Here is a 16,589-nt window from a genome sequence, read left to right as displayed (position 1 = left end):
ATGTGGCATCCGGTGTGGCCAAGGACACACCCGGTGCATCACGGTGCACGGGACCGCAGGATTATGAGTCCGGATCACAGGGAAGTGCTGGTTGTGGCCCTGGACGACCACGCCGGGCCCGATCCTAGGGGGATCCTCATGCCTGCTACCGACCAGCGTGTGCTGGGCTCCGACGAGACCGACGATATGGCCGACCGCGAGGACCTCGCGGTCGGCCACCTGCCGGGCACCGACCCCGGCGAGGCGGAGACCTGGGACATCTTCCGGGTCGACTGCCCCGAGTGCCGCCGCCCGATCGCCCTGGTGGCGGACGAGGAGCGGCTGCCGCAACACGCGCTGCTGCCGACCGCCTGGAACCCCTTCTCCCCCGCGATCTGCCCGGGTTCGGGCACGCCGACGGACGACCTGGCCGAGGTCGAGGCCCAGGAGGACGCCGATCCGGCCGGCTTCGACGCGCTGTTCAAGCTTCCGAGCGGGCTGGACTGGCGCACCCAGCCGTTCTCGCACGCCGTCGCGCACTGCCCGGTACGGCTCGCCGCGGTCCCCGAGGCCGCCCCGGTGGCGCCCGCCGTCCCGGCCGTCGCGGCGCTGCGGGCCGCCATCCCGGAGCAGCGCCGCCGTCGTCCGGCGCTGACCGGCCGCACCGCCAAGGCGAGCTGACGCTCCGCCGGGAACGCCTCCGGCCGTCACTCCGCACCCTGGAGTGACGGCCGGAGGCCGTGCGGGGGGATCGGGGCGCTCCGGCGGCTCCCCCGCCGGACGGTCCCCGGGCGTCAGCCCTTGGTGAGGTGGCGGCCGATCACCAGGCGCTGGATCTGGTTGGTGCCCTCGACGATCTGCAGCACCTTGGCCTCGCGCATGTAGCGCTCGGCCGGGAAGTCCTGGGTGTAGCCGTAGCCGCCGAGCACCTGGACGGCGTCGGTGGTCACCCGCATCGCCGCGTCGGTGCAGAACAGCTTCGCCATCGCCGCCTCCTTGGAGAACGGCCGGCCGGCGTCCCGCAGCCGGGCGGCGGACAGGTAGAGCGAGCGCCCGGCCTCGATCTGGGTGGCCATGTCGGCGAGCATGAAGGACAGGCCCTGGAACTCGGCGATCGCTCGGCCGAACTGGCGCCGGGTGCGGGCGTAGTCGACCGCGAGGTCGAGCGCGGCCTGGGCCACGCCTATCGCGCAGGCGGCGATGCCGAGGCGGCCGGAGTCCAGCGCGGCGAGCGCGATCTGGAAGCCCTGCCCCTCCTCGCCGATCAGCCGCTCGCGCGGGACGCGCGCGCCGTCGAAGTGCAGCTGCGCGGTCGGCGAGGAGCGCATGCCCATCTTGTGCTCCGGCGGGGCCGCGGAGAGGCCCTGCTGGGTGCCGGGGACCAGCAGGCAGCTGATGCCCTTGGGGCCGTCGACGCCGGTGCGCACCAGGGCGCTGTAGAAGTCGGCCTGGCCCCCGTGGGTGATCCAGGCCTTGGTGCCGTTCACCACGTACGCCTCGCCGTCGAGGTCGGCGCGGGTGCGCAGCGCGGCCGCGTCCGAGCCGGACTGCGGCTCGGAGAGGCAGTAGGCGCCGAGCTGCTCGCCGGAGAGCAGGGCGGGCAGCCACGCGTCGCGCTGCTCGTCGGTGCCGAAGGTGGCCAGCGCGTGGCAGGAGAGGGTGTGCACGCTGACGCCGAGGCCGATGGCCAGCCAGCCGGCCGCGAGCTCCTCCAGTATCTGCAGGTACACCTCGTAGGGCTGTTCGCCGCCGCCGTACTTCTCGTCGTACGGGAGGGAGAGCAGTCCGGCCTCGCCGAGGGTGCGGAAGACGTCGCGCGGGAAGCGGTCGGCGGCCTCGTCCTCCGCCGCACGCGGCTGGAGCTCGCGCTGGACCAGGTCGCGGGTGAGGCTCAGCAGCTCGCGGGCCTCCTCGCTCGGCAGCTGGCGCTCCACGGCTTTCACAGGGGAGGGGGTCATGGCGGTGGTCGCCTCCTCGATCGGGCGCCGGACCGAGGTGTCGGCTGACCCGGCGGGGTGCGGCTTGTCGGACCGACCGGCACCGGGTTGCGGTGAACGGCCGTTCACAGTCGTGGCGAAGGCGAGTATGCCCGAAACCCGCGCTGCCGTCACGACCTGCACAGATGAACTGTCCGCAGTGGCGGGCTACGGCACCGTAGGGTTGACGTTGTGGCTGCATCCGAACCCTTCCCGCCCCCTCCCCGGCCCGCTCCGGACGACCTACCGGCCGCGCTCGCGGCGGAGCTGCGCGCGCTGCCGCCCTCCTGCGGGCCGGTGCGGCTGGTCGCGGTGGACGGGCACGCGGGGTCCGGCAAGACCACCTTCGCCGGACGGCTGGCGGCGGCGCTCGGCGGGGCCCCGGTGGTCCACCTCGACGACCTGGCCACCCACCGCGAGCCGTTCGGGTGGACCGGACGGCTGCGCGGGCAGGTGCTGGAGCCGCTGGCGGCCGGGCGGGACGCCGAGTACCGGGTGTACGACTGGACGCTGCGCCGCTTCGCGGGCACGGCCGCGGTGCCGGCCGCCCCGGTGGTGCTGGTCGAGGGGGTCGGCGCGGGCCGGCGGGCGGTGCGGCCGTGGCTGGCGCGGGTGATCTGGATGGAGCTGGACGCCGCTTCGGCCCGGCGGCGCGGTGAGGAGCGGGACGGTCCGGAACTGGCCGAGTTCTGGGCGGGCTGGGCCCGGGCCGAATCGGCGCATTTCGCCGCCGATCCGAGCCGTCCGTACGCCGCGACACGGGTCGACGGGGTGACCGGCCGGATCGCCCCGGGCACCGTCGGTGAAACTTCAACCATCGCCTTGACCTGCGACGTCGCCAGGATCTAGGTTCTCCTCAGTCGCCGGAACGAAAGCTTCCGGTTGCCTCGGACCCGGCGCCCCCGGCTTGTTCCCCCGTGAGCCGGGGACGCCGTCCGGTCCCCTTCCGAAACTCGCTCCCCGGCAGCCCGTTTCGTCGCCCGGCCGCTCAACGGCCGCTCGTGCGATCGCATTTGACCCTGTTCGGCACCCTTCCGGATCAGCGCCGCGCCGGTACGATTCCTGGCAGGCGCAGATGCGCCGCAAGGGGGTCGACGACCACCGGCCAGGCTAGGCGCAGGCAACCCGCCGGCCGAGCCCCGGGCCGCACCGCGGGGGGCGTGAGTGACGACGGTGGACAGTTCCGACAGCACGGCGGGCGGGCCCGACCGGCTCGCCGACCGCGCCTGGCTGCGCGCCATGGACGCCTACACGGCCGGTGCGTACACCCGGGCCGAGGAGGAGTTCCGGGCCGCCGTCCGGCTGGACCCGGGCATGGCCGACGCCTGGCTCGGACTGCACGCGCTGCGCAGCGACACCTCGGCCGCACTGCTGGCCATGTACCGCCACCAGAAGCGGTTCGGCGAACAGCGGCGGCTGCACCGACGGCCGCTCAGTTCCTGGTACTGGCTGGGCTGGTGGGTGCAGCCGGTACTGGAGGACGCCCGCGACCTCGCGCTGGCGCACGCCTCGCACTGGCTGGACGGCCGCCACCTGACCGAGCTGGACCGGGCGCTGGAACAGTGCCCGGCGCCCGGCGAGGACCCCTGCGCCCGCTTCCTGTACGCCTGCCGGTCCTACCTGCTCAAGGACTGGGAGCAGCTGATCAGGGACACCGACCGACTGCTGGACGACCCGCTGCTCGGCATCGAGGCCGGGCTGTTCGCCGGCATGGCGCGGGTGCGCCTCGACATGTGCGCCCAGGCGCAGGCGCCGCTGGCCGTCTCGCTGGCCCGCTGCCGCTCCGAACAGCCCCAGCGCAAGGAACTGCGGTACTGGTTGGCCCGGGCGTACGAGGGCGCCGGACGCAGCGCCGCGGCGCTGCCGCTCTACCGGGCGGTGCACCGGGCGGACCCGGCGTTCATGGACACCGCGACCCGGCTGACGGCCATCGCGGCCGAGGACGCGCTCGCGGACGGACTCATGGACGCAATCGCGGACGGCCTGCCGGCCGGCGGGCGCCCGGGAGCGGCCGACGCCGCCCTGCCGGACGCCCCCGGCTTCGACGCCGAGTACCCGGACGAGGCCGGGTTCGCCGGGTTGCCCGGGTACGGCGGGTTGCCCGGGTACGGCGAGGAATTCGGGGACGCGGGCGGGCCGAGCGGGCCGACCGTCTCCGGCGACGGGGTGTCGACCGGCGCCCTGTCCGGCGGCTTCCCGTCGGACGGCGGGCCCTCGGTGGACGCCGGGCTGGTGGACGCCGGACTGGTGGACGTGCCCCCGGCCGACGGCGCCCTGACCGCCGGCGGCGCCCTGCTGGACGGCGGCGCGGCCGACGGCGCCGCCCAGGCCGCCGGGGAACGCTCCGGCTCCGGCGCGCCACCGGCCTCCGCCGCACCCCCGCCGCTGCCCGCCCTCGGCCGGGCTCAGCCCCGGACCGCCGCCGTGCCCGAGTCCCGGTCCGCCGGCGACGAGCGGGAGCTGGACGCGGCCCTGGCCGAACTCTCGCTGATGGTCGGCCTGGAGCCGGTCAAGCGCCAGGTGCGGGCGCTGTCCGCGCAGTTGAGAATGTCGCGGCTGCGGGCCGAGCAGGGCCTGCCCGTCCAGCCGCCGAAGCGCCACTTCGTCTTCTCCGGCCCCTCGGGCACCGGGAAGACCACCGTGGCCCGCATCCTCGGCCGGGTCTTCCACGCCCTCGGGCTGCTCTCCGGCGACCACCTGGTGGAGGCCCAACGCGCCGACCTGGTGGGCGAGTTCCTCGGCCAGACCGCCGTGAAGGCGAACGAGCTGATCGACTCCGCGCTGGACGGCGTGCTCTTCATCGACGAGGCGTACAGCCTCTCCAACTCCGGCTACACCAAGGGCGACGCGTACGGCGACGAGGCGCTCCAGGTCCTGCTCAAGCGTGCCGAGGACAACCGCGACCGGCTGGTGGTGATCCTGGCCGGCTACCCCGAGGGCATGAACCGGCTGCTCGCCACCAACCCCGGCCTCAACTCCCGCTTCACCACCCGGGTCGACTTCCCCAGCTACCGCCCGGGTGAACTGACCGCGATCGGCGCCTCGCTGGCCGGCCGGGACGGCGACGGCTGGGACGAGGACGCCGCCGAGGAGCTGGCCAGCATCTGCGCCCACGTGGTCCGCGAGGGCTGGATCGACGAGCTGGGCAACGGCCGGTTCATCCGCACCCTGTACGAGAAGTCCTGCGCCTACCGGGACCTGCGGCTGTCCCTGCTGCGCGAGCCGCCGGGCCGGGAGGACCTGGCCACCCTGCGGCTGCCTGACCTGGTCCAGGCGTACGGGGAGCTGATCGACGGCCGGAGCTGACCGGCGGGCCGAACCGGGCGACGGCCGGGGTCGACCGACGGGCGGAACCGGCCACCGCCCGCCCGGGGACCGGCCCGCCCGCCCGTTCAGCCGTTGAGGAGCGCCGCCTCCCGCTCCCGGTCCAGCCCGACCGTGACCCGGTCGGCCCGCCGCGGCGCGCTGCCGCCGATCGACCGCAGCCAGGCCCAGGTGTCCGCCACGGTCTCGGCGACCGGGCGGCAGCGCAGCCCCGCGCCGAGCGCGCGCTCGACCGAGCCGGTGTGCAGGAAGTCGTACAGCTCGCCGGGCGCCAGCCAGATCGGCAGCTCGGTCCACGGCTCGACGCCCGCCGCGAGGATCCGCTCCGGGTCCGTCCAGCGCAGCTCGGCATCCGAGCCGGTGGCCCGTACGCAGGCCTCCAGCAGCTCGCCCATGGTGGCGTGACCGGACGGGCCGACCAGGTTGTACGGGCCGGCGAGGCGGGCCGCCGAGGCGTCCAGGGTCCAGGCCGCGAGGTCGCGGACGTCGATGTACTGCAGGGCCAGCCCGCGCGGCCCCGGGGCGAGCACCGGGCCGCCCTCGGCGATCCGGTTGAGCCACCACGGCAGCCGGCCGATGTTCTCGTGCGGGCCGAGGATCAGCCCGGCCCGGACCAGCAGCGCCCGCCCGCCGAACTCCGCCTCCAGCGCCAGTTCGGCGCCGCGCTTGGCCTCGGCGTAGGGCACCTCGCCGGTGAGGTCCGGGGAGGAGGCGACCACCGGCGCGGCCTCGCCGGCCCCGGCCCGCAGCGGGTAGCCGTACACCGACCGGCTGGAGACGTACGCGTAGTGGCCGACCCGGCCGTTCAGCAGGCGGGCGCTGTCGCGCACCGCCGCGGGGGCCCAGGACCAGGTGTCCACCACGGCGTCCCACTCCCCGGTGCCGAGCGCCGCGAGGCCGCCCTCGGCGGTGCGGTCGCCCAGCAGTGTCCGGACGCCCTCGGGCGCGGGGCGCGTGCCGCGGTTGAGGGCCGTCACCTCCCATCCCCTGGCCAGCGCCTCTTCGGCGACGACCCGTCCGACGAACTCGGTTCCACCCAGCAGGAGAAGTCTCATGCCGACCACCCTGCTCCCGGGGTGGCCGGCATGGAACGGCTGCATGCTCTGGGCGAAATCGCCGGGAGCGAACACGCCGTCAGCGGGGCCCGGACCTGCCGGGCGGGCGTCAGGCCGTGGCGCGGTGGTCCGGGTCGTGCACCTCGCCGACCAGCTCCTCCAGCACGTCCTCCAGCATGACCACGCCGAGCGTGCGCCCGTCCTGGTCCAGCACGGCGGCCAGGTGGCAGGTGGCCCGGCGCATCGCGCCGAGGGCGTCGTCCAGCGGGAGGCTGCCGCGCAGCACCGTGATCGGCCGCCACAGGCGGGCCGGGACGGGCGTCGAGGTGTCCTCCACGTCGAGGACGTCCTTGAGGTGGATGTAGCCGAGGTAGCCGTGGCCGGCCGGGTCGCCGTCGGTGACCGGGAAGCGCGAGAAGCCGGTGCGCAGCGCCAGCTCCTCGACCTCGGCGGCGGTCGCCTTGGTGTCCACGGTGACCAGCTGCTCGGGCTTGAGCAGCACCTCGGTGACCGGGCGGTGGCCCAGCTCCAGCGCGTCCTCCAGGCGCTCCTGGCGGCCCTCGTCGAGCAGCCCGGCGTCCCGGGAGTCCGCCAGCAGGTACATCAGCTGCTCGGTGGTGAAGACCGACTCGACCTCGTCCTTGGCGTCCACCCGGAACAGCTTGAGGATGCCGTTGGCGAGGGCGTTCAGCACCCGGATCACCGGGGTGAGCCAGCGGGCCAGCCGGTCCAGCGGCGGGCCGAGCCAGAGCGCGGCCCGCTCCGGGCCGGCCATGGCCATGTTCTTCGGCACCATCTCGCCCATCACCATGTGCAGGAAGACCACGACGGCGAGCGAGATCCCGTACGAGAGCGGGTGCATCAGCGTGGACGGGACGCCGATCGCGTGGAACGGGCCCTCCAGCAGGGAGGCGATGGTCGGCTCGGCGAGGGCACCGAGGCCCAGTGAGCAGACGGTAATGCCGAGCTGGGCGGCGGCCAGCATCGCGGAGACGTTGGACAGCGCGTGCAGCACGGTGCGGGCGCGCTTGTGCCCGGCCTCGGCGAGCGGTTCGATCTGGCTGCGGCGCACCGACACCACGGCGAACTCGGCGCCGACGAAGAAGGCGTTGCCGAGCAGGAGCAGCAGCGCGACGGCCAGTTGCAGGGCGGTCATCGGCCCTCCTCCCGGTCCTCGTCGAACTGCGCGGGCGCGGTGGTGCGCTCCACCCGGACCTCGGTGGTGCGGTGGCGGTCGACACCGGTGACGGTGAAGCGCCAGCCGGGCAGCTCGGCCTGCTCGCCCACCTCGGGGAGCTTGCCGAGCAGGTCGGAGACCAGACCGGCCAGGGTCTCGTACGGGCCGTCCGGGGCGTTCAGGCCGATCCGCTCCAGCTGGTCGATCCGGGCGCGGCCGTCGGCCTCCCAGACCGGCCGGCCGTTGACCGGCGGCAGCGGGAACAGCTCGGGGTGGTCATCCGGGTCGTGCTCGTCCTGCACCTCGCCGACGATCTCCTCGACGATGTCCTCGACGGTGACGACGCCGGCGGTGCCGCCGTACTCGTCGACCACGATGGCCATCGGCTGGAGGCGGCGCAGCTGGTCGAGCAGCCGCTCGGCGGGCAGCGTCTCGGGCACCAGCAGCGGCGGCGAGGCCAGCTCGCCGACCCGCACCAGGCCGCGCCGGGCGGCCGGGACGGCCAGGGCGTCCTTGAGCGTGACGGTGCCGGTGACCTCGTCCAGGCTGTCGGTGTAGACCGGGAAGCGGGACAGGCCGGTGGCCCGGGTCAGGTTGATGACGTCGGAGGCGGTGGCGTCGCGCTGGAGCGCGGCCACGTCGACGCGCGGGGTCATCACGGACTCCGCGGTCAGCTCGCGCAGGCCCAGGGTCCGGACGAACAGGGTCGCCGACTCCTCGTCTATGGCGCCGGCCCTGGCCGAGTGGCGGGCCAGCGAGACCAGCTCGTCCGGGGTGCGGGCGTGCGCCAGCTCCTCCTGCGGCTCGATGCCGAAGGCCCGGACGGTCCGGTCGGCGGCGCCGTTCAGGAAGCTGATCAGCGGGCGGCAGGCGAAGGAGAAGGCCATGTGCGGGGCGGCGACCGCGCGGGCCACCTGGAGCGGGCGGGAGATCGCCCAGTTCTTCGGCACCAGCTCGCCGATCACCATCTGCACGACGGTGGCCAGCACCATGCCGACGATCACGGAGACGCCGCGGGCGGCCGAGTCGGGCACGCCGATCGCGGACATCACGGGTGCGAGCAGGGTGGACAGCGCCGGCTCGGCGAGCATGCCGACCACCAGCGAGGTGACGGTGATGCCGAGCTGGGCACCGGAGAGTTCGAAGGAGAGGTGCCGCAGGGCCCCGGCGACGCGGCGGGACTTGGCGTCGCCCGCCTCGGCGGACCGGTCGACCTCCCCGCGCTCCACGGTCACGAAGGCGAACTCGGCGGCCACGAAGAGGCCGTTGGCGAGGATCAGGAGAACGGCCGCGAGCAACAGCAGCCAAGCGGTGATCACAGTGCCGCCTGCCTTCCGGGGTCGGGAAGCGAGGCGGCGCAGGTACTACCGGACGGATCGTCCATCGAGGGGGAGTGTCACTCCTCTGGTCGGGTTCGGGCACTCGATTTCGGGCAGGACGAAGTTTGCCCTGCTTTTACCAGCGTAGACCATACCCGGATGGGGGTAAGGGGCCTGTTCGGCCCGCCGGGAACGGAGAACCCCTGGTGGGGGCGGGTCCGGATTCAGACCCGGGCGTGCTGCTCGACCAGGTCGCGCAGTGCGCGGGCGTCCGCGATCGCCCGGTCCTTGCCGACGCCGGACTGGATGCCGACCGCGGCGAGCGAGGTGCCGTCGGCGAGGTCGAGGGTGGCCCACGGGTCGCCCTGGCGGAAGTTGACCCGGACGATCTCGGCCCAGGCGAGCCGGCGGCGGCGGACGAAGTTGACCACCGTCACGCCCTCCGCGTCGGCACTCACCCGGGGGCGGGCCAGCATCAGGCCGACGCCGGCGAACAGGACGCCGCTGGCCATCATCATGATCCGGTCGTTGAGCTGCCAGTTCTCCGGGAGCAGCACGGCCATCGCGGAGAACAGCGCCACCAGCAGCACACAGACCGGCAGCAGCACGGCGCGGGTGCGGCGCGGCGCCCAGGTGACGGGGAACTGGACGGGCGGCGTGGACACGTGGGGTCTCCGGGGTGGTTCTGGTTGCGGCAGCACGAGGGGCGGGGACGCGGTCGGCGTCCCCGCCCCATTGAACCGTTCTTTACCCGCGGGCCGGCGGGCAGGTCGCCCGGACACGCGGTTCGAGGGCGGCGGGCCCCCTGGTCAGAGGCGGCAGGCGTGGATGTTGGTGACCAGGATGGCCCGGGCGCCGATGCCCCACAGGTCGTCCATGATCTGCTGGGCCTCCTTGCGGAGCACCATCGAACGCACCGCGACCCAGCCCTCGGTGTGCAGCGGGGAGACGGTCGGCGACTCCAGGCCCGGGGTGAGCGCGACGGCGGAGCCGACCTTCTCGGCGCGGATGTCGTAGTCCATCAGCACGTAGCGGCGGGCCACCAGCACGCCCTGGAGGCGGCGCAGGAACTGCTCCACCCGGGTGTCCTCGCCCGCGCCCTTGGGCCGGATCACCACGGCGTCGGAGATCAGGATCGGCTCGCCGAACACCTCCAGGCCGGCGTTGCGCAGGCTGGTGCCGGTCTCCACCACGTCGGCGATCACGTCGGCGACGCCCAGCTGCACCGCGGTCTCGACCGCGCCGTCCAGCTTGGTGACCGTCGCCTTCACGCCGTGGTCGGCGAGGTGCTGCTCGACCAGGCCGGTGTAGGAGGTGGCGATCCGCAGGCCCTCCAGGCCCTTGACGTCCTCGATGTCCACGCCCTCGGGGCGGGCGAAGCGGAAGGTCGACCCGGAGAAGCCGAGGGCGAGCACCTCCTCCGCGTTGGAGTGCGAGTCCAGCAGCAGGTCGCGGCCGGTGATGCCGACGTCGAGGCGGCCGGAGCCGACGTAGACGGCGATGTCCCGCGGGCGGAGGAAGAAGAACTCCACCTCGTTGTTCGGGTCGACGAGGACGAGCTCCTTGGGGTCCTTCCGCTGGCGGTAGCCGGCCTCATGGAGCATCTCCGCCGCGGGACCCGAGAGAGAACCCTTGTTGGGGACGGCGATGCGCAGCATGGGAGGTTGCTTCCTTACCTGTTGGGAGGATGGGTGTGCTCTGGGAGCGGGGTTTCTAGAGGTACTTGTAGACGTCGTCGAGCGTCAGTCTGCGGGCGATCATCATCACCTGAACGTGGTAGAGGAGCTGCGAGACCTCCTCCGCCGTCTGCTCGTCCGACTGGAACTCGGCGGCCATCCAGACCTCGGCGGCCTCCTCGACGACCTTCTTGCCGATCGCATGGACGCCCTGCTGGACGAGCTGCGCGGTACGGGAGGACGAGGGGTCGCCGGTGGCGGCCTTCTGCTGGAGCTCGGCGAAGAGCTCCTCGAATGTCTTCGAAGCCATGATGGGCCCACCTTACGGCGTGCGGGCGGACGGACGGTAAACGGTCCCGGAGCGTGGACAGTCCAGTGGACGTCCGTGCTCCGGGACCGGGCGGTTCGTCGTCAGAGCGCCGCGCGCAGGACCGCGGCGGTGGCGACGGCGGCGGTGACGGCCTCGTGGCCCTTGTCCTCGGCGGAGCCGGGCAGGCCCGCGCGGTCGATCGCCTGCTCCTCGTTGTCACAGGTCAGCACGCCGAAGCCGACCGGGACGCCGGTGTCGACGCTGACCTGGGTGAGGCCGGCGGTGGCCGCCTGGCAGACGTAGTCGAAGTGCGGGGTGCCACCGCGGATCACCACGCCGAGGGCCACCACGGCGTCGTAGCCGCGCTCGGCGAGGCGCTTGGCGGCGACCGGCAGCTCGAAGGTGCCGGGCACCCGCAGCACGGCCGGCTCGGCGACGCCCAGCTCCTTGAGCGCGCGGTGGGCGCCGTCCAGCAGGCCGTTCATCACCGTGTCGTGCCACTGGGCGGCGACGACGGCGACCTTGAGGTCGGCGGCGCCGTCGATGGTCAGCTCGGGGGCTCCGTGGCCGCTCATGTCTCTACGTCCGTTCTGTCTGTCGTGCGGGTGCGGGTGGCTGTCGTGCGGGTGCGGGTGGCTGTCGTGCGGGTGCGGGTGCGGGTGGTCAGGGTCAGGGTCAGGGCCCGGGATCAGGAATCGAGGCCGGGCAGCTCGTGGCCCATCCGGTCGCGCTTGGTGCGCAGGTAGCGCAGGTTGTGCTCGCCGGGCGCGATCTCGACCGCTTCGCGCCCCTTGACCTTGAGCCCGTGCTCGGTGAGCGCGGTCAGCTTCTGCGGGTTGTTGGTGAGCAGGGTGAGCGAGCGGACGCCGAGGTCCACCAGCATCTGGGCGGCGATGCTGTAGTCCCGGGCGTCGGCGGGCAGGCCGAGGTCCAGGTTGGCGTCGACGGTGTCCCGCCCCCGCTCCTGCAGCTCGTACGCGCGCAGCTTGTGGGCCAGGCCGATCCCCCGCCCCTCGTGGCCGCGCAGGTACAGCACCACGCCGCGCCCGGCCTCGGCGACCCGCTGCAGCGAGGCCTGCAGCTGCGGGCCGCAGTCGCAGCGCAGCGAGCCGAAGACGTCACCGGTCAGGCACTCGGAGTGGACCCGCACCAGGACGTCCTCGTCGTCCGGCAGCCGGCCCTGCGCGTCCAGACCGCCGGCCACCAGCGCGAGGTGCTCGACGCCGTCGATGGTGCCCCTGTAGCCGACGGCGGTGAACTCCCCGTACGCGGTGGGCAGGGCGGTGACGGCGGCCCGGTCGACGTGCAGCTCGGTACGGCGGCGGTAGGCGATCAGGTCCTCGATGGAGATGATCGCGAGGCCGTGCTCGCGGGCGAAGGCGACCAGCTCGGGCAGCCGGGCCATGCTGCCGTCGTCGTTGACCACCTCGGCGATCGCGCCGGCCGGCGGCAGCCCGGCCAGCCGGGCCAGGTCGACGGCGGCCTCGGTGTGCCCGGGGCGGACCAGCACGCCGCCCTCGACGGCGCGCAGCGGGAAGACGTGCCCGGGGCGGGTGAGGTCGCCGGGCTGGGTGCCGGACGAGGAGAGCAGCCGTACGGTGCGGGCGCGGTCGGCGGCGGAGATACCGGTGTCGACCCCCTCGCGGGCGTCCACCGAGACGGTGTAGGCGGTGCCCTTGCGGTCCTCGTTGACCTGGGTCATCGGCGGGAGCTTGAGGCGGTCCAGCTCCTCGCCGGTCATCGGGGCGCAGATCACGCCGGAGCTGTAGCGGACGGTGAAGGCCATCAGCTCGGGGGTCGCCGCGGACGCGGCGAAGACGATGTCGCCCTCGTTCTCGCGGTCCTCGTCGTCGACCACGATCACGGCGCGGCCGAGGGCGATGTCGGCGATCGCCCGCTCGACCGGGTCGAGGACGAGTTCGGGCTCGGACCCGGTGGCGCCGTTGCTGGACTGGTTCCCGGTCATCTCGGTCATACCGTGGCTCCCTGCGGGACGGTGGCGGACTTGGCGCGCGGCTCACGGGTGCTCAGCCACCAGGAACGCAGGCCGAGCAGCACCAGGACGAAGTAGACGGAGTAGGTGAGGCCGGAGAAGGTGTAGCCGCTGTTGAAGGCGAACGGCACGCCGACCGCGTCGACCGCGATCCAGGCGAACCAGAACTCCACCCAGCCGCGGGCCTGGGCGACCATCGCGGCCAGCGTGCCGACGAAGATGTAGGCGTCCGACCAGGGGCTCCAGGACAGGCTGGGGAAGGACGTGAAGAGCAGGGCGAGCGCGACGGTGCCGGCCGCGGTGCCCGCCGCCAGCACGAGCCGCTCGGGCCGACTCGCGAACCGTACGGCGATCGTGCCGCTGTCGCGGCGGCCCCGCCGCCACTGCGCCCAGCCCCAGGTGGCGGTGGCGATCACGATCAGCTGCTTGCCGATCAGGCCGGGGACGTGGCCGCCGAAGTAGGCCGCGATCAGCACCGCGCCGGACAGCAGCTGGACCGGCCAGCTCCAGACCGAGCGGCGCCAGCCGAGCGCGAGCCCGCCGAGGCCGAGGATGTTGCCGAACATGTCGGCCCACTTGACGTGTTCGCCGAGGACGGTGAACGCCTCGCCGCTGAGCCAGCTCACTTGGACTCCCCCGGGGTTCCGTCGACCGGCCGGCCGGACAGGTCGGACAGGTTGGACAGGTTGGACAGGTCGGACAGGTTGGAGAGGTTCGGCAGGTTCGGGAGGGTGCGGGACTCCAGGAGCCGCTCGACGTACTTCGCCAGCACGTCCACCTCCAGGTTGACGCTCTCCCCGACGCCCTTGGCGCCGAGCGTGGTGAGCGCGAGGGTGGCCGGGATGAGGCTGACGGTGAAGCTGTCCCGCGCGGCCTCCACCACGGTGAGGCTGACGCCGTCGACCGTGATCGAGCCCTTCTCCACCAGGTAGCGGGCGATGGTCTCGGGAAGCGAGAACCGCAGCACCTCCCAGCGCAGGTCGCCCGCCGCGTCGCGCTCGCCGGGCTCGCGGCTCAACAGCCGCCCGGTGGCGTCGACATGGCCCTGGACGAGGTGACCGCCCAGCCGGTCGCCGAGCGCCATGGCGCGCTCCAGGTTGACCCGGGAGCCGGGCGCCAGTTCGCCGAGGCTGGAGCGGTGCAGCGTCTCGGCCATCACGTCGGCGCTGAACTCGCCGGTTCCGGCGGCCAGTTCCGCCGGGCCGTCGACGACGGTCAGGCACACGCCGTTGACCGCGATGGAGTCGCCGTGCCGGGCACCCGTACAGACCACCGGGCCGCGCAGGCGGATCCGCGAGGAGTCGCCGATCTCCTGGATCGACACGACCTCGCCGAGCTCTTCGATGATGCCGGTGAACACCCGGGTTCTCCTCGCGCTTGGGGCGCGGACTCCGGGGCGGCATGGGAGATGACACGGACGGGCACCGGCGCACGGACCGGGGACACCACCCGTCGCCGGGGATGCCGAGGCCGCCGGGAGATCGCTCGCCCGGCACGGGAGACACCGCTCCCGTCGTTCACCTGACCGGGGCCCGGAGGACGGTTCTCCGCCACTGGACCCACGGGTACTGCTCTTCGTCCGCCCGCGCACGCCTCCCATCCGGACTTTAACCGTCGGTCCAGGAATTTCACCTGGTCAACCGGCCGCTGGCTGCGGACGGGTCGCGGACTGTAACCGCCGGTTCGGATTTTCACCGACCCCGGAGTGCGCTGAACGTCACTGCTTGATGCCGTCATTGTGCCACGGTCGGCGCAACGGCAGGGAGGCCCCGTGCCTGTGGTCTGTTTCACGGGCGTGCGGGGAATGCGCGGCGGGGTGCCGTCCGCCGCTCGCGCGAGCCGGTCCGCGGGCGCGGGCCCGGCGGTCTGGTGGCGCAGGCGGACGGCGGGGGCGAGGCTGGTAGTCGGGGCCCTGCCGATGACACGTCGAAGCTACGGAGGCGAGGGCGATGGCGAAGTTCATGGACGTCCACCACGGGATGACCGGAATCACGGCCGAGCAGCTCAGGCAGGCACACGCGGCCGACCTGGCGATCCAGGGCGAGGAGGGCGTCCACTTCCAGCAGGCCTGGGCGGACCCGGAATCGGGCACGGTGTACTGCCTCTCCGACGCGCCGTCCAAGGAAGCCGTGCAGCGGGTCCACGACCGCTCCGGGCACCCGGCGGACGAGATCCATTCGGTGCCGCTGTCGGTGTGAGAGCCCGGCTCAGAGCGTGGCCGGTGCGGCAATCTGCAAGAAGTGGGTGACCTCCGGCGGGTGGGCGAGGTAGCTCAGCTCACCCTCGGACCAGACCGGCCGGATCCGCCACATCGGCCCCGCGTACCCGCGCAGGGCCTCCTCGTCGCGCCAGCGGCTCAGCACCAGCACCCGGTGCCGGTCCTCGGACACCGAGCGCAGCAGCTCGCCGCCGAGGCAGCCCTCGGTCCGCCCGAGCTCCGGGATCACCTGGGCGGCCAGGTGCGCGCAGAACTCATCGAGTCGATCGGCGAGGACCTGCCCGGTCCAGATTCTGACGATCACGACCACCACCTCCGGCTGCCCGGCGGGCCTCGTCCCAGTGCTCCCTGGCCCCCATTATGAGCGTGGAACCGCTGGTGGGGAGGGGTGAGGGCGGAATTTCACGGAGGGCCGCGGGAGTGCGGGGGCGGGGTGCGCCGAGCGGCCTCGGCTACATTCCCGGTATGACGACCACACCGGAATCTGCCGTTTCGTCAACCTCCGCGCCGGACCGGCCGGGCGGCCTGTTCGACGCCCTCCACGCGGGCGCGCTCAGCGATCCCGCCCAGCTGCGGGAGATCTACGAGCAGCCCGGCGACCAGGCCCGCCGCAAGCAGGTCGACCACCTGCACGAGGTCGCCCAGCGCCTGATCGCCTGCTCCCCGCTGGTGTTCGTGGCCAGCACCGACGCCGCCGGACGCTGCGACGTCTCCCCGCGCGGCGGGCCGGCCGGGCTGGTCTCGGTGCTCGACCCGTACACCCTGGCCATTCCGGACGCCACCGGCAACAAGCGCTTGGACACCCTGCACAACATCCTGGAGACCGGCCGGATCGGGCTGCTCTTCGTCGTCCCGGGCCGGGACGCCACGCTGCGGGTCAACGGGCGGGCCTGCGTCTCGACCGAGCCGGAGCTGCTGCGGCAGCTGACCGCCGTCGGCAAGCCGCCGCGCAGCGCGATCGTGGTCGCCGTCGAGGAGGTGTACGGGCACTGCCCGAAGGCCTTCCTGCGCTCCTCGGCGTGGAAGCCGGAGAACTGGCTCGCCAAGGACGCCCAGCCGAGTTCGGCGGAGGTCACGCTCTCGCACCTGCGGGACGAGTCGCTGACCGTGGAGCTGATCGAGCAGTACGAGCGGGAGGCGCTGCTGTACCGGTACGAGTGACACGAGTGAGGTGCCGGCGCCTTGCGGACCCCGCTCCGTACCGACCCCGCTCCGCGCGCGCCGCCCTGGGAAGGTCCTCCAAGGCCGCGCCGTCGGCGGCCCGCCGGACCGCCTCGACACCCTTGTGGGCGGCGTCCTTGCTGGCGTAGCCCTGGCCGGTGGCGACGATCTCGCCGTTGCCCGCCTTGAGCCGGAACCGGTACTTGCCGCCGGCGTCCTGATAGACCTCGAACTTGCCCGGCATCCGGGCCACCTCCTCGCGGGGCCTCCTCGCGGAACGCTCGATGCGCCCGCCGTCCTGCCCCCGGCGCCACCGTGCGCCCGGCGCCGGGGCGGCCGCACCCGGGCGGGAGCCGGACGGGTGAAGCCGGATCCGCGGGGGTCGGCGGGAGTGCCGGGGC

The 16,589-nt window shown here is 73.5% G+C and carries 18 protein-coding genes and 1 riboswitch; of the genes, 5 read left to right on the top strand and 13 right to left on the bottom strand.

Annotated features, from left to right (window positions below; translation table 11 throughout):
- The first annotated feature begins 138 nt into the window (after positions 1 to 138).
- On the top strand, positions 139 to 660 hold the full coding sequence (locus ACWGJO_RS03265; RefSeq protein WP_452181897.1) for a hypothetical protein: 522 nt from the start codon (positions 139 to 141) through the stop codon (positions 658 to 660).
- A gap of 113 nt (positions 661 to 773) precedes the next feature.
- On the opposite strand, the gene ACWGJO_RS03260 is transcribed toward ACWGJO_RS03265, so the two are convergent.
- Complete coding sequence (locus tag ACWGJO_RS03260; RefSeq protein WP_452181896.1) at positions 774 to 1,937, bottom strand: acyl-CoA dehydrogenase family protein; 1,164 nt, start codon at positions 1,935 to 1,937, stop codon at positions 774 to 776.
- A gap of 210 nt (positions 1,938 to 2,147) precedes the next feature.
- Between ACWGJO_RS03260 and ACWGJO_RS03255 the strand changes: the two genes are divergently transcribed.
- Together ACWGJO_RS03255 and ACWGJO_RS03250 are read left to right on the top strand one after the other, a co-directional pair.
- A complete protein-coding gene (locus ACWGJO_RS03255; protein ID WP_452181895.1) occupies positions 2,148 to 2,804 on the top strand; it encodes a uridine kinase family protein in 657 nt (218 codons plus the stop codon).
- A gap of 390 nt (positions 2,805 to 3,194) precedes the next feature.
- Positions 3,195 to 5,261: an AAA family ATPase gene (locus ACWGJO_RS03250; RefSeq protein ID WP_452181940.1), complete on the top strand. Its 2,067-nt coding sequence runs from the start codon at positions 3,195 to 3,197 to the stop codon at positions 5,259 to 5,261.
- 86 nt (positions 5,262 to 5,347) lie between these two features.
- Here ACWGJO_RS03250 and ACWGJO_RS03245 read toward each other — a convergent pair whose 3' ends face one another.
- The 10 genes from ACWGJO_RS03245 to ACWGJO_RS03200 all read right to left on the bottom strand — a co-directional run bounded on the left by ACWGJO_RS03245 (position 5,348) and on the right by ACWGJO_RS03200 (position 14,169).
- The gene (locus ACWGJO_RS03245) at positions 5,348 to 6,334 is read right to left on the bottom strand and encodes an NAD-dependent epimerase/dehydratase family protein (RefSeq protein ID WP_452181894.1); all 987 of its coding nucleotides are present in this window, start codon (positions 6,332 to 6,334) and stop codon (positions 5,348 to 5,350) included.
- Between the two features lie 109 nt (positions 6,335 to 6,443).
- The gene (locus ACWGJO_RS03240) at positions 6,444 to 7,490 is read right to left on the bottom strand and encodes a hemolysin family protein (RefSeq protein WP_452181893.1); all 1,047 of its coding nucleotides are present in this window, start codon (positions 7,488 to 7,490) and stop codon (positions 6,444 to 6,446) included.
- Positions 7,487 to 8,830 carry a hemolysin family protein gene (locus ACWGJO_RS03235; protein WP_452181892.1) on the bottom strand — a complete coding sequence of 448 codons (1,344 nt, stop codon included), beginning with the start codon at positions 8,828 to 8,830 and terminating at the stop codon, positions 7,487 to 7,489. Before ACWGJO_RS03235 ends, ACWGJO_RS03240 begins: the two co-directional genes overlap by 4 nt.
- A gap of 224 nt (positions 8,831 to 9,054) precedes the next feature.
- Positions 9,055 to 9,495: a PH domain-containing protein gene (locus ACWGJO_RS03230; protein WP_359898675.1), complete on the bottom strand. Its 441-nt coding sequence runs from the start codon at positions 9,493 to 9,495 to the stop codon at positions 9,055 to 9,057.
- 144 nt (positions 9,496 to 9,639) lie between these two features.
- Positions 9,640 to 10,488 (bottom strand): ATP phosphoribosyltransferase, encoded by an 849-nt coding sequence (gene hisG, locus ACWGJO_RS03225; protein WP_452181891.1) that lies wholly within the window; start codon positions 10,486 to 10,488, stop codon positions 9,640 to 9,642.
- A gap of 55 nt (positions 10,489 to 10,543) precedes the next feature.
- Positions 10,544 to 10,816 carry a phosphoribosyl-ATP diphosphatase gene (locus ACWGJO_RS03220; RefSeq protein WP_452181890.1) on the bottom strand — a complete coding sequence of 91 codons (273 nt, stop codon included), beginning with the start codon at positions 10,814 to 10,816 and terminating at the stop codon, positions 10,544 to 10,546.
- A 101-nt stretch (positions 10,817 to 10,917) separates the two neighbouring features.
- Positions 10,918 to 11,391 (bottom strand): 6,7-dimethyl-8-ribityllumazine synthase, encoded by a 474-nt coding sequence (gene ribH, locus ACWGJO_RS03215; RefSeq protein WP_452181889.1) that lies wholly within the window; start codon positions 11,389 to 11,391, stop codon positions 10,918 to 10,920.
- Positions 11,392 to 11,504: 113 nt separating this feature from the next.
- Positions 11,505 to 12,782 carry a bifunctional 3,4-dihydroxy-2-butanone-4-phosphate synthase/GTP cyclohydrolase II gene (locus ACWGJO_RS03210; RefSeq protein ID WP_452181939.1) on the bottom strand — a complete coding sequence of 426 codons (1,278 nt, stop codon included), beginning with the start codon at positions 12,780 to 12,782 and terminating at the stop codon, positions 11,505 to 11,507.
- A gap of 5 nt (positions 12,783 to 12,787) precedes the next feature.
- Positions 12,788 to 13,375, bottom strand: coding sequence for a nicotinamide mononucleotide transporter family protein (locus ACWGJO_RS03205; RefSeq protein WP_452181938.1), 588 nt, complete (start codon positions 13,373 to 13,375; stop codon positions 12,788 to 12,790).
- A gap of 56 nt (positions 13,376 to 13,431) precedes the next feature.
- Positions 13,432 to 14,169, bottom strand: coding sequence for a riboflavin synthase (locus tag ACWGJO_RS03200; RefSeq protein WP_452181888.1), 738 nt, complete (start codon positions 14,167 to 14,169; stop codon positions 13,432 to 13,434).
- Between the two features lie 224 nt (positions 14,170 to 14,393).
- Positions 14,394 to 14,521: riboswitch (FMN riboswitch) on the bottom strand.
- Positions 14,522 to 14,758: 237 nt separating this feature from the next.
- Here ACWGJO_RS03200 and ACWGJO_RS03195 point away from each other — a divergent pair.
- Complete coding sequence (locus tag ACWGJO_RS03195) at positions 14,759 to 15,007, top strand: SCO4226 family nickel-binding protein (RefSeq protein WP_452181887.1); 249 nt, start codon at positions 14,759 to 14,761, stop codon at positions 15,005 to 15,007.
- A 9-nt stretch (positions 15,008 to 15,016) separates the two neighbouring features.
- Here the strand turns inward: ACWGJO_RS03195 and ACWGJO_RS03190 are convergent, their stop codons facing one another.
- Complete coding sequence (locus ACWGJO_RS03190) at positions 15,017 to 15,331, bottom strand: antibiotic biosynthesis monooxygenase family protein (protein WP_452181886.1); 315 nt, start codon at positions 15,329 to 15,331, stop codon at positions 15,017 to 15,019.
- 161 nt (positions 15,332 to 15,492) lie between these two features.
- Here ACWGJO_RS03190 and ACWGJO_RS03185 point away from each other — a divergent pair, with 161 nt between their 5' ends.
- Entirely contained in the window at positions 15,493 to 16,188 is a 696-nt protein-coding gene (locus ACWGJO_RS03185) for an MSMEG_1061 family FMN-dependent PPOX-type flavoprotein (protein ID WP_452181885.1), read from the top strand.
- Here the strand turns inward: ACWGJO_RS03185 and ACWGJO_RS03180 are convergent.
- On the bottom strand, positions 16,100 to 16,432 hold the full coding sequence (locus tag ACWGJO_RS03180) for a YegP family protein (protein ID WP_452181884.1): 333 nt from the start codon (positions 16,430 to 16,432) through the stop codon (positions 16,100 to 16,102). The genes ACWGJO_RS03185 and ACWGJO_RS03180 overlap by 89 nt on opposite strands.
- Positions 16,433 to 16,589 lie beyond the last annotated feature (157 nt).

This window comes from Kitasatospora sp. NPDC054795 (assembly GCF_053611565.1).
This window is presented reverse-complemented; position numbering and strand designations above follow the sequence as displayed.